This is a genomic window from Streptomyces sp. NPDC026672 (assembly GCF_040638185.1).
Lineage (GTDB): Bacteria > Actinomycetota > Actinomycetes > Streptomycetales > Streptomycetaceae > Streptomyces.
The window spans coordinates 237370-249022 of the sequence record NZ_JBEZXS010000011.1; the positions used below are offsets into that span (position 1 = coordinate 237370).

The 11653-nt window shown below is 70.4% G+C and carries 11 protein-coding genes, 1 tRNA gene and 2 pseudogenes; 10 read left to right on the top strand and 4 right to left on the bottom strand.

What is annotated here, in order from left to right; genetic code table 11:
- Nucleotides 1-72: 72 nt before the first annotated feature.
- Entirely contained in the window at nt 73-621 is a 549-nt protein-coding gene (locus AB0F77_RS15985) for a DNA-binding protein (RefSeq protein WP_361947715.1), read from the bottom strand.
- Nucleotides 622-803: 182 nt separating this feature from the next.
- Here AB0F77_RS15985 and AB0F77_RS15990 point away from each other — a divergent pair.
- Together AB0F77_RS15990 and AB0F77_RS15995 are read left to right on the top strand one after the other, a co-directional pair.
- Nucleotides 804-876 (top strand) — tRNA-Ala (locus AB0F77_RS15990).
- Between the two features lie 954 nt (nt 877-1830).
- Nucleotides 1831-3720 (top strand): ABC transporter ATP-binding protein, encoded by a 1890-nt coding sequence (locus tag AB0F77_RS15995; protein ID WP_361947718.1) that lies wholly within the window; start codon nt 1831-1833, stop codon nt 3718-3720.
- 216 nt (nt 3721-3936) lie between these two features.
- On the opposite strand, the gene AB0F77_RS16000 is transcribed toward AB0F77_RS15995, so the two are convergent.
- A complete protein-coding gene (locus tag AB0F77_RS16000; protein ID WP_361947721.1) occupies nt 3937-4626 on the bottom strand; it encodes a DUF5324 family protein in 690 nt (229 codons plus the stop codon).
- A 342-nt stretch (nt 4627-4968) separates the two neighbouring features.
- On the opposite strand from AB0F77_RS16000, the gene AB0F77_RS16005 reads away from it, so the two are divergent.
- A complete protein-coding gene (locus AB0F77_RS16005; RefSeq protein ID WP_361947724.1) occupies nt 4969-5502 on the top strand; it encodes a peptidylprolyl isomerase in 534 nt (177 codons plus the stop codon).
- A 92-nt stretch (nt 5503-5594) separates the two neighbouring features.
- Nucleotides 5595-6482, top strand: coding sequence for a rhomboid family intramembrane serine protease (locus tag AB0F77_RS16010; RefSeq protein ID WP_361947727.1), 888 nt, complete (start codon nt 5595-5597; stop codon nt 6480-6482).
- 246 nt (nt 6483-6728) lie between these two features.
- Here the strand turns inward: AB0F77_RS16010 and crgA are convergent, their stop codons facing one another.
- Nucleotides 6729-6983 carry a cell division protein CrgA gene (gene crgA, locus AB0F77_RS16015; protein WP_361947730.1) on the bottom strand — a complete coding sequence of 85 codons (255 nt, stop codon included), beginning with the start codon at nt 6981-6983 and terminating at the stop codon, nt 6729-6731.
- A 142-nt stretch (nt 6984-7125) separates the two neighbouring features.
- On the opposite strand from crgA, the gene AB0F77_RS16020 reads away from it, so the two are divergent.
- From AB0F77_RS16020 to AB0F77_RS16045, 6 genes and pseudogenes are all read left to right on the top strand, one after another.
- Nucleotides 7126-7914, top strand: coding sequence for a DUF881 domain-containing protein (locus tag AB0F77_RS16020; protein ID WP_361947733.1), 789 nt, complete (start codon nt 7126-7128; stop codon nt 7912-7914).
- A 19-nt stretch (nt 7915-7933) separates the two neighbouring features.
- Nucleotides 7934-8084 (top strand): annotated as a pseudogene (locus AB0F77_RS16025) (class E sortase); the annotation flags it as partial.
- A gap of 16 nt (nt 8085-8100) precedes the next feature.
- Nucleotides 8101-8298: a hypothetical protein gene (locus AB0F77_RS16030; protein WP_361947771.1), complete on the top strand. Its 198-nt coding sequence runs from the start codon at nt 8101-8103 to the stop codon at nt 8296-8298.
- The gene (locus AB0F77_RS16035) at nt 8295-8933 is read left to right on the top strand and encodes an aminodeoxychorismate/anthranilate synthase component II (RefSeq protein ID WP_361947735.1); all 639 of its coding nucleotides are present in this window, start codon (nt 8295-8297) and stop codon (nt 8931-8933) included. Before AB0F77_RS16030 ends, AB0F77_RS16035 begins: the two co-directional genes overlap by 4 nt.
- Nucleotides 8930-10024, top strand: a complete 1095-nt coding sequence (locus AB0F77_RS16040; RefSeq protein WP_361947738.1) for a class E sortase — start codon at nt 8930-8932, stop codon at nt 10022-10024. Before AB0F77_RS16035 ends, AB0F77_RS16040 begins: the two co-directional genes overlap by 4 nt.
- A gap of 13 nt (nt 10025-10037) precedes the next feature.
- Nucleotides 10038-10787, top strand: a complete 750-nt coding sequence (locus AB0F77_RS16045) for a class E sortase (RefSeq protein WP_361947740.1) — start codon at nt 10038-10040, stop codon at nt 10785-10787.
- Between the two features lie 79 nt (nt 10788-10866).
- Here the strand turns inward: AB0F77_RS16045 and AB0F77_RS16050 are convergent.
- Nucleotides 10867-11467, bottom strand: a pseudogene (locus tag AB0F77_RS16050) (transposase).
- Nucleotides 11468-11653 lie beyond the last annotated feature (186 nt).

The window sequence follows — 11653 nt, forward strand, 5'->3', positions numbered from 1 at the left end:
GGTGCCCCTCGGGCACCGCTCTCGGCGTCGGCCCGCCCCCACCGGACCCCCTCCGGTGGAACGGGCGCGGGCTCAGCTCTGGTGGGACTGGTAGTGCGTCACCGCGTCGGACGTACGGCCCGCGCCGTAGACCCGGAGGAACTCTGCCAGTTCCGGGTGGGTCGGGGCGAGGGTGTCGGCGGCGTCGATGATGTCGCCGGCGGCGGCCACGGACCGCAGCAGCGACTGGATCTCGCGGACGACCCGCTTGACCGTCGGCGCTCCCGAACTCGTGGTCGTCTGCGTGGTGTTGCTGAGCACGGAGCCCCCCTGCGACTTCTTGATCTCCTCCATGCGCTCGGTCGCCTCGGCCGCGCTGACGCTGCCGTCCGCGACCTGTGCCGCCAGGTCCTGGAGCTGCTGCACCCGCTGGACCACCGCGGGATTGCCGATCTTCGCCCGTTGGCCGCTCATCAGCTGCGACAGCATCGGCGCGGACAGTCCGAGGACCGCCGCGAGACGGGCCTGGTTCAGGCCAAGATCGTCGATGAGCTTACGGAAGAGCGCCCCCAACGGCTCTCCGTACCAGTTCCGCTGCAGCTCCCGCGCTCTCGCGGTGGCTTCCTGCTGTGCGGCGTCCATGTTGCGTCTCCCCATCGCTTCCCCAAAGACGTGGTTCGCTGTCGCGAACCACGTCGAGCATCTTACGGAGCGTGGTCGTTTACAGGGAGCCCCATCTTTTTTGCGAGATCCCGGGGGTGACCCGGTACTCTGGTCTGCGGCGCCCTCCGGAGAGCTGGACTCACGGTGGTCGCCACCAGTGCGGGGCCTTAGCTCAGTTGGTAGAGCGCTGTCTTTGCATGGCAGATGTCAGGGGTTCGACTCCCCTAGGCTCCACTCCTTCAAAGCCTCTCCGACCTGCGAAAACGCGGGGCGGAGAGGCTTTTTGGCGTGCGCCCGCGGGTGCCTGGGGAAGCGGGGCGGAGGGGTCTTCCCGGGCCTCGGCTGAGGGCGGTGCGCGGGGCGGGCGGAGCGGGGCGGAAGCGTGGACGTCCGCCGGAAAAGTGCGGCCGGGCCGATGTGCGGGACGCGGTTTTCCGGGCTCCGCAATAGGGGGTCGTCCGCCTCGGCGGGGCTCCGGCAGGGGTTTTCATGATTCCGTGCGTTGCCGTCACGAGCGGGCGCCGGCGGCGGGTGCGTCCCGCTCCGCACCGACCCGCTCTTTGACTTCGGTTCAGAGAACCACGGCGCCCATGGGCGCATCGGCGAGCAGATCACCTGCCCCGGTTCAAGAGACTCGTCGGCCAGTAACGGCCTTCCGCCGCAGGTCCGTCGGGGGAGGGTGCGTGACTACGCCCCTCCGGTGGGCCGGAGTCGCGCGGGGGGTTTGCGCAAGTGTTCTGCGACGCCGCCGACACCCGCATGATCATGGATTTTCCCCGGCCTGCTTTGCGGCCGTAACCGCTCGACCGGCTTCGTGAGCAGGGAGGAGGGCGTTTTCGGCGCCGGAACGGCCGCCAGGAGCGGGCAAGTTGACCGAAAGGCAGGTGTGCGGGGTGCCGGAACGAGCCGATTCGGTCTGACCGCTCGCCGTGCGGCCGGAGCACCCCGTGCGATCGCTCGCCGCGCAGGCCGGGAACCTCGTTCGTCACTCCCGTAACAGGTTTCGGCGATTCGGCCAGTGCCGCTCGGCGGGGAGGCCGTGGCTCAGCGCGTCCGCCGTCGCGGGGGCCCGGAATTCCGGGGCGGTGCTTCGGCTGGAATCGAGCGCGTTCGAATTCGGGAGTGGGTCGTTGAGACGGGCATCGCCGGACCGATCGGTGCGGCGCCCGGAGCGACGGAGGGACGCAGATGACCGTGAGCGACGTGCCGGCGGACGGTGCCGAGAAGCCACCCCCACCCCCGCCCGCCGAGCTGACGTACGGCGGCAAGTCCGGCAGGAACCCCCTGGCCGAGGCCAGTTTCACGCGGATGTGCGCGCGGCTGCCGTCCGTGCTGCGCGCCACCGCCCGCATGGCGTGGACGGTCGACAGGACCGCCGTCGTCCTGCTGCTCGGCTGCCAGCTCCTCACCGGTGTCGCCGCCGCCGTGACGCTCACCTCCACCGTGCGGGCCATGACCCACCTCCTCGCGGCCGGCACCGTGCCCGAACGCCTGCACGCCGCCCTCCCCGCGCTCACCGTCGTCGCCGTGGCCACCGCGGCGGCCCGCACCGGCGGCGCCCTCGCCTCGTACGCGGACGGCCGGATCACCCCGCGCCTGGTGACGGAGGCGGACGTCGCCCTCGTCTCCGCCGTCTGCCGGGTGGAGGCGTCCGCGTACGGCGAGGACGGCTTCGCCGACCGCCAGGAGGCCGCCGAGGTCGGGGTCACCCGGACCACGACGATGGTCAGGGACGCCCAGCGGTTCCTGGCCGCCCTGATCCGCATGCTCGCCGCCGGCGGTGTCATCACCGCCCTGCACGGACTGATGCTCCCCCTGCTGCTGCTCGCGGTGGTCCCGGCGGGACTCGGCGCCGTGCTCGCGGCCCGCGTCGACTACGAGACGCACTACGCCAACGTCGGCGACCGCCACGTCCGCGGCATGACGCGCTGGTGGGCGACCAGCCCCCGCCACGGCGACGAGGTCCGCGCCAACGGCATGACCGGCTACCTCGTCCACTGGTACCGCGCCCTGTCCGAGCGCATCGACCGGCGCACCCTGACCGCCGCCCCGCGCCTGCTGCGCATCACCCTGGCGACCTCCGCGCTCGGCGGGCTGTTCCTGTTGCTCACCTGGGCCGCCCTCGCCTGGCTCGCCGGCACCGGCCGGGTCGGCCTGCCGGTCGCCGCCACCGCCCTGGTCGCCGTGCAGACGGCGCTGGCCGCGCTCACCCAGGTCGTGCAGTACGGCGCCGCCCTCTTCCACACCTCCCTCTACCTCGCCGACATGCGCGCCTTCCTGGAGACGGCGGCCGAGCGCGCGCCCCGGCGCGGTGAGCTGGTGGTCCCGGAGCACGTGGACGAGATCCGGCTCGACGAGGTCGTCCACCACTACCCGGGCAAGGACGAGCCCGCCGTCGCCGGGGTGTCCCTCACGCTGCGCCGCGGCGAGATCCTGGCGGTCGTCGGGGAGAACGGCTCGGGCAAGTCCACGCTGACCAGGCTCATCACCGGCGTACTGCTGCCCGACAAGGGGCGGGTCCTGTGGGACGGGATCGATCTCGCGCGGGCCCGGCCGGAGTCGGTCTGGGCGCGGACCGCGCTCGTGCCGCAGAACTTCGCCTGCTGGCCGCTGCGCGCCCGCGAGAACATCACCCTGGGCCAGCCGAGGACCCACGACGACGCCCCGGTCTGGGAAGCCGTCGACGCCGTCGGCATGCGCGAGGCGGTCGAGAAGCTGCCCGGGGGCCTGGACACCCTGCTCGCCCGTGAACTCTTCGGCGGGGCCGAACTGTCCGGCGGACAGTGGCAGCGGCTGGCGTGCGGCCGGGCGCTGTACCGCAGGACACCGCTGCTGATCCTGGACGAGCCGACGTCCCAGATGGACCCGCGCGGTGAGCACCGCATCCTGCTGGAGGTGCGGCGGATCGCCGCGCACCGCATGACCGTGGTGGTCACGCACCAACTGGAGAACACCCGTCTCGCGGACCGGATCGTCGTGCTGCGCGAGGGCCGCGTCGCGGAACAGGGCACCTACGACGAACTCCTCCACGCGGGCGGCCTGTTCGCCGAATTGGTGGCCCTGGCCAAGGACCGTTAGGCCGGGAGCCGCCCGGACCGGGAGCCGCCCGTACCGGGAACCGCCGGGGCCCGGGGCGTCGCCTTGGACACGGGGTGCCGGGCAACGGGTGGTGCCGCGCGTGGCACGAGGTGAGGCGGGAGCCCCGACGCCGGCTCCCGCCTCACCGCGGGTGTGCGTTCCCGGCCGGTGGCCGGGGTCGGCGGTGGCCGCGTCGTCGCGCCGCACCGCCTGCGCTCACTGGTCCTCGTCCCGCTCGGCCGCCTCCTCCGCGGCCTGCTTGGCCTGGACCTCGGGGTCGAGACTGCCGTCCACCGCGCCGAGCCCGCCGGCCTCGGGCACCTCCGTCGCGGCGGGCGGCTCGACCAGCCAGTCCGGGTTGGCCTGCTTGTCCCACCACTTCCACGCGGCGAACGCGGCGCCCGCCAGCACGCCGAACACGGCCAGGCCCTTCACGACCCGGCCGGCCCGCGCGCGCCGCTGGTGCCGGCGCGCCAGCTTGTGGATCTCCTCGGCCGTGACGTCGCCGCGCAGCGCGGCCAGCGCGGCGGCCCCGCGCGCGGTGGCCTCCTCGCGCATCGGGCCGGCCGCGGCCACGGCCTGTTCGAGCCTGGGACGTGAGTATTCGGCGGCCTGGCGGGCGGCGTGCCGGGTGCGCAGCGCGGCCTCGTGCGCCGCCGCGTCGACCTTCGGCGGCACATGGGTGCGCGCCTGTTCCAGCCGTGGTGCGAGATGGGCGTCGTACTGGACGCGGGCCTGATCGGCGGCCTGGGACATCATCGGCGCGAGCCGTACGCGTGCCTCCTGCGCGTAGAACGCGGCACGCTCCTTCGCCGTGTCGGCGTAGGGAGCCACCACTTCCGCGGCGTGCAGCACGCTGTCCTTCGCCGAGCCGGTCGCGGCGCGCACGCTATTCATGCGGGTCACGGGATCCTCCTCCTCGGTGGCGTACGGTATTTCGACTTTCCACCCTTTTACGGATCATGCCTGCCGGAGGCCCGTCGGGCATGCGGCGACAGGCATACGGGTGCTGGCCGAGCGGTCGTCGTGATCGAGTCCAAGAACGGATGAAAGGCGAATTCTGGGCAACGGGAGCTTGTCGTCGACAATGCCACGGATCGCCGTCGCGCGCTCCCGCCACGGGCGGACTCGACCGGTTTTCCGTAAGCGGTTCGCGCGGATGCGCGCGCATCGGGCCTCCACCGGGCGCCGCGCCGTCCACGCCGTGCGAGGATCGGGGCCCCACGGAAAGACGACGGAAGGCAGATCGTGGCCGAGCAGCTTTACGCCACCCTGAAGACCAACCACGGCGACATCGAGGTCCGGCTGTTCCCGAACCAGGCGCCCAAGACGGTCAGGAACTTCGTCGAGCTCTCACAGGGCGAGCGTGAGTGGAAGCACCCGGCGACCGGCGTGAGCAGCACGGACAAGCTCTACGACGGCACGGTCTTCCACCGGGTCATCAGCGGCTTCATGATCCAGGGCGGCGATCCGCTCGGCACCGGCATCGGCGGCCCCGGCTACGAGTTCCAGGACGAGTTCCACCCCGAGCTCTCCTTCAACCGTCCCTATCTGCTGGCCATGGCCAACGCGGGCCCGGGCACCAACGGGTCCCAGTTCTTCATCACCGTGGCCCCCACGACCTGGCTGAACCGCAAGCACACCATCTTCGGCGAGGTCACCGACCCGGCGAGCCAGAAGATCGTGGACGCGATCGCCGCCGTGCCCGTCACCCGCCCCAACGACCGGCCGGTCAACGACGTCGTGATCGAGTCCGTCGTCGTCGAGAAGCGCGCGGGCTGAGACCGCGGCCCGTTCCGGGGAACCATTCGCCCTGCTCGTCCGTAAGGATGGGCAGGGCGGTGTCATGACCCACGACCGACCGAGGGGACCGCATGGAGCAGGCCGAAAGCAGCGCACAGGGCTCCCGGAGCCCGCTCGTGTGCTACCGGCACCCGGACCGCGAGACGGGCATCCGCTGCACCCGCTGCGAGCGCCCGATCTGCCCGGAGTGCATGGTCAGCGCGTCGGTCGGCTTCCAGTGCCCGGAGTGCGTGCGTTCGGGCTCCGGCACCGGCCACGCGCCGACGGCGACCCGGCCGCGCACGGTGGCCGGCGGGACCGTCACGGCCGACCCGCGCCTGGTCACCAAGGTTCTGATCGGCCTGAACCTGGCCTTCTTCCTGGTGCAGCTCACCGTCGGCGACCGCTTCACCGACCGCTTCACCCTGATCGGCAACGCCTACGTCCCGCTGCTCGGGTCCCTGGAAGGCGTCGCGCACGGGCAGTACTACCGGCTGCTGACCTCCGTGTTCCTGCACGGCGGCTATCTCCACATCGCGTTCAACATGCTGAGCCTGTGGTGGATCGGCGGCCCCCTGGAGGCGGCACTCGGCCGGGTCCGCTACGTCACGCTGTACGTGGTCTCGGGCCTGGCGGGCAGCGCGCTCACCTATCTCCTCGCGGCGCCGAACGTCGCCTCGCTGGGCGCCTCGGGCGCGATCTTCGGCCTCTTCGGCGCGACCGCCGTCCTGATGCGCCGGCTCAACTACGACATGCGGCCGATCATCGCCCTGCTGGTGATCAACCTCATCATCACCTTCGGGGTGCCCGGCATCGCCTGGCAGGCCCACGTCGGCGGCCTGGTCGCCGGCGTGATCACCGGCTACGCGATGGTGCACGCCCCGCGTGAGCGGCGCGCGCTGGTGCAGTTCGGCACCTGTGCCCTCGTCCTGGTGGTCGTAGTGGTCCTGACCGTCCTCAGAACCGCTCAGCTCAGCTGATACCGAACCGTTGTCCACAGCGTGTGCCGGATCTTGTGCATAGCGTGCGGGAACAGCTGTGCCCCCTGTCCCTCCGGGGAGTTTTCCCAGGTGAGGCAGGGGGCGAACGTGTTTGCGGATACCGGTGGGCCAGTCATACCGGCGTCAACACTCCAGGGGTTATCCACAGATCGTCGTCTTTTCCCCAGGAGGGTGTGGATGACTACGCAGAGCTGTGGATAACTCAGCGGATAACCCTGGGCAGAGCTACTTCCACTGCGTGGAGACGCCGAAGCCCGCCGCGATGAAGCCGAAACCGACCACGATGTTCCAGTTGTCCAGGGAGTCGATCGGCAGCGAACCGTCCGTCACGTAGAACACGACGATCCAGGCCAGGCCGACGACGAACATGGCCAGCATGACGGGGGCGACCCAGGCGCGATTGGTCAGCTTGATAGCCGCCGCCTGCTTCGCCGGGGGCGGCGTGTAGTCGGCCTTCTTGCGGATACGTGACTTCGGCACGAGGGTCTCTCCTGTCGATGCGCTGCGTGGCCGCGCAGGTAACTGGGTCGGGCTCGGGGGCAGCGTACAAGGGGACTCTTAGCGCTCCCCCGGGCGTCCGTTAGCGTAGTGCTTCCGCGGCGCCGAAGGAGATAAGGGTACGTTGAGCAATTCTGCCGACTCCCCCGGGACGGGATCAACAGGTTCCGGACCTGTTCCTGCGTCCCGCTTCCGTCCGGTGCGGATCCTCACCGCGGCCGTCTTCGCCCTCGCCGGTCTCATCTTCTTCACCAGCTTCGACACCGCCAAGGGCACCGACATCCGTACGGACGCCTCCCTGCTGAAGCTCTCCGACCTGATCCAGGAGCGCAGCCACAAGAACAAGGAGCTGGACGAGTCCAACGCCGGGGTCCGCGCCGAGATCGAGGGCCTCGCCGAGCGGGACGACGGCAGCAGCGGGGCCCAGGACCGCCGGCTCACCGGCCTGGAGGGCAGCGCCGGCACCCGGAAGCTCACCGGCAGGGCCGTCACGGTCACGCTCAACGACGCCCCGCCCGACGCCACCGCCAAGCTCCCCGGCTACCCCGAGCCGCAGCCCGACTACCTCGTCATCCACCAGCAGGACCTCCAGGCCGTGGTGAACGCGCTGTGGCAGGGCGGCGCCCAGGGCATCAAGGTCATGGACCAGCGGCTGATCTCCACCAGTGCGGTGCGCTGCGTCGGCAACACCCTGATCCTCCAGGGCCGCGTCTACTCACCGCCGTACCGGATCACCGCCGTCGGCGACCCGGACCGGCTCCAGAAGGCGCTCGCCGCGAGCCCCGCCATCCAGAACTACATGGTGTACGTCAACGTCTACGGCCTGGGCTGGAAGGTCACCGAGGACGGCACGGCGACGCTGCCCGGCTACTCCGGCACCGTGGACCTGCACTACGCGAAGCCCGTCTCCTAGCGCCGCGTCCCCGGTCAGGTACGGAATCGACAAAGGGCCGTACAAAACAGTGCCCGCGTGCGTTGAAGTGATCGACCCTGTGCCACGTAAGTCCGGGTGTACGGGTCATGGCGCACGGCGGCGCCACACAGCCTGTGGAGGCAGGCGAACCAAGGGCTCCGCGCCGTTAGTCTGGTGCCGTACGGCGTGAGTCTGGTGCCGTGGCGCGACGGAAGGGACGGCATGTACGGCTGGATCTGGCGGCATCTGCCGGGCAACGTGTGGGTGAAGGCGTTCATCGCGCTCATGCTCGTGACGGCCGCGGTCTACGTCCTGTTCCAGTACGTCTTTCCGTGGGCCGAGCCGCTGCTGCCCTTCAACGATGTGACGGTGGACAACCAGTGAGTGCGCGGATTCTCGTCGTCGACAACTACGACAGCTTCGTCTTCAACCTCGTCCAGTACCTCTACCAACTCGGCGCCGAGTGCGAGGTCCTGCGCAACGACGAGGTCTCCACGGCCCACGCCCAGGACGGATTCGACGGCGTGCTGCTGTCGCCCGGACCCGGCACGCCCGAAGAGGCGGGCGTCTGCGTCGACATGGTCCGGCACTGCGCCGCGACCGGCGTCCCCGTCTTCGGCGTCTGCCTCGGCATGCAGTCCATGCAGGTGGCGTACGGCGGTGTCGTCGACCGCGCCCCCGAACTGCTGCACGGCAAGACCTCACCGGTCGAGCACGGCGGCAAGGGCGTCTTCGCCGGACTGCCCTCCCCGTTCATCGCGACCCGCTACCACTCCCTGGCGGCCGAACCGGCCACCGTCCCGCCCGAGCTCGAGGTCACGGCCCGGACGCACGACGGCATCGTCATGGGCCTGCGCCACCGCGAACTGCCCGTCGAGGGCGTCCAGTTCCACCCCGAGTCCGTGCTGACCGAGCACGGCCACCGGATGCTGGCCAACTGGCTGGCCGAGTGCGGGGACGAGGACGCGGTGGCGAGATCGGCGGGGCTCGCCCCGGTGGTGGGCAGGGCCACGGCGTGACCGCGCTGCGCCCCGAGCGCGAGACCGGAGCCTCGTACGGCGACGCGTCGTACGGGGCTTCCGGCGCGCACGGGGGCTGGTCCGAGGCGGACGGCCGGACGCCCGACCCGCACGCGGAGACGGCCTATCTGCCGCCCGTGGACGAGGAGACGGTCGCGCTGCGCCTCTCGGACCTGCCTCCGGAGGTCCGCAGCGGCCCTGGAGCGTCCTCTGGCGCCTCTTCGGCCTCCTCCGCCACAGGAGCGACACCGGGTGGCCGCGCGGCCCGCAGAAAGGCAGCCAAGCGCCGCGGCGGGCGGCACGGCGGCGCACGGGAGAGCGCGGCGGAGAACGCGTCGGCGGAGGGCGCACCGGAGGACGGTGGGTCGGACACGCCCCTGTCCCGGGTCGAGGCCCGGCGCCAGGCGCGGATGCGCAAGCCCGGTCCTGCCGTGGTCGCGAGCCGGGCGATCGGCGAGGTGTTCATCACCACCGGCGTCCTGATGCTGCTGTTCGTCACCTACCAGCTGTGGTGGACCAACGTCCGGGCGCACGCGCAGGCGGACAACGAGACGAGCAGTCTCCAGGACGACTGGGCGAGCGGCGCCGGCGCCCCGGGCGCGTTCGAGCCGGGCCAGGGCTTCGCCATCCTGCACATCCCCAAGCTGGACGTCGTGGTGCCGATCGCCGAGGGCGTCAGCAACAAGAAGGTCCTCGACAAGGGCATGGTCGGCCACTACGGCGACGGCGCGCTCAAGACGGCCATGCCGGACGCGAAGACGGGCAACTTCGGGCTCGCCGCCCACCGCAACACCCACGGCGAGCCGTTCCGGTACATCAACAGGCTCGCGGCCGGCGATCCGGTCGTGGTCGAGACGCAGGACAAGTACTTCGTGTACAAGGTGACGTCGATGCTGCCGGTCACCCCGCCGTCCAACATCGGCGTGCTCGACGCGGTCCCGAAGGGCTCCGGCTTCACCGGGCCCGGCCGCTACATCACGCTGACCACCTGCACGCCGGAGTTCACCAGCAAGTACCGGTTGATCGTCTGGGGCAAGATGGTCGAGGAACGCCCACGCAGCAAGGGCAAGCCGGATGCGCTCGTCGAGTAAGGGCAGATGAACAGTGGCAGCGACCGCGGACGACACCGAAGAACACACGGACATGCCGGACGCGGGGGCCCCACCGGGCCGCCGGAGGCCCGGACCGATCGCCCTGGCGGTCAGCTTTCTCGGTGAACTCCTCATCACGGCGGGCCTGGTGCTCGGCCTCTTCGTCGTCTACTCCCTGTGGTGGACGAACGTCGTCGCGGACCGCGCGGCGGACCGGCAGGGTGACAAGGTCCGCGACCACTGGGCCGAGCAGGACACCGGGCCGGGCGCGCTGGACACCAAGGACGGCATCGGCTTCCTGCACGTGCCCGCGATGAGGAACGGCGACGTCCTCGTGGAGAAGGGCACGTCCACCGAGATCCTCAACGACGGCGTGGCCGGCTACTACACGGACCCCGTGAAGGCCAAGCTCCCGATGTCCGGCGGCGAGGGTAACTTCACCCTGGCCGCCCACCGGGACGGGCACGGCGCCAAGTTCCACAACATCGACAAGCTGAGGAAGGGCGACCCGATCGTCTTCGAGACGAAGGACAAGTGGTACGTCTACAAGACCTACGCCGTCCTCGCGGAGACCTCGAAGTTCAACGTCCGCGTCCTCGACCAGGTCCCGAAGGAGTCCGGCCGCACCAAGCCGGGCCACTACATCACCCTGACGACGTGCACCCCGGTCTACACGAGCCGCTACCGGTACGTCGTCTGGGGCGAACTGGTCCGCGTCGACAAGGTCGACAGCAAGCGCACCCCACCGAAGGAATTGCGTTAGCGGCTCGAAAGTGACATCCCGTCAGTCTCCACATCGGCTGGGTCCGAAGCCGTAATTACTTCTTGCGGACTTAGAGGTCCTAACAAAGGCGTTGGACGTGGCGGTGGGTGATCAAGCAGGTAGCGAGGCCGAGGAATGCTTCGTGGATGTCGTCGCGTCGTTCCCAGCGGATCCGTAGGCGGTGGAAGCCGTGCAGCCAGGCGATCGTGCGCTCGACCACGTAACGGAAGACGCCCAGGCCGGAGCCGTGTTCCTCGCCTCGTCCGGCAATCACCGGGCGGATGCCGCGCCGCCATAGCAGGCGCCAGTACTTGTCGTGGTCGTAGCCGCGGTCGGCGAGGAGTGCGTCGGGCCGGTGTCTGGGCCGGCCGACGACACCGGCCACGGCCGGCACCTTGTCGAGCAGGGGCAGGAGTTGGGTGACGTCGTTGCGGTTTCCGCCAGTCAGCAGCACCAGGTGCAGTTCGTCCCACACGCCGGCCTCGTTCCACGCGGCCAGGCGCCGCCAGCACGTCATGCCCGACCCGGGGCCCAGCTCCTGCGGCAGGTACTCCCACTGGATGCCGGTGTGCAGCACGAACAGGATTCCGCACAGCGCCTGCCGATCCGGGACCCGTGGCCGGCCTTCCACCAGCTTCGGACCCGGCTCGGGCAGCAACGCACAGGTCATCCGACACGATCCACGGCCGTGACTGGCGTTTCCCCACGACCAGACCAACGACCGCCCACACCGAAAGTCACCTGATCAACAACTTCTGTTAGGACCTCTTATGGTGGCTGGCACTGTGGGGTGGCTGGGTCCTGATGGCCGTGTCGCGGGCGGTAGCTGAGTGTTCGGTCCGGTGCGGGCACGTCGCCGTGAATTG

Coding starts and splice junctions, on each gene's coding strand:
- AB0F77_RS15985 (WP_361947715.1), bottom strand. CDS start 621: ATGGACGCCGCACAGCAGGAAGCCACCGCGAGAGCGCGGGAGCTGCAG.
- AB0F77_RS15995 (WP_361947718.1), top strand. CDS start 1,831: ATGACCGTGAGCGACGTGCCGGCGGACGGTGCCGAGAAGCCACCCCCA.
- AB0F77_RS16010 (WP_361947727.1), top strand. CDS start 5,595: ATGGAGCAGGCCGAAAGCAGCGCACAGGGCTCCCGGAGCCCGCTCGTG.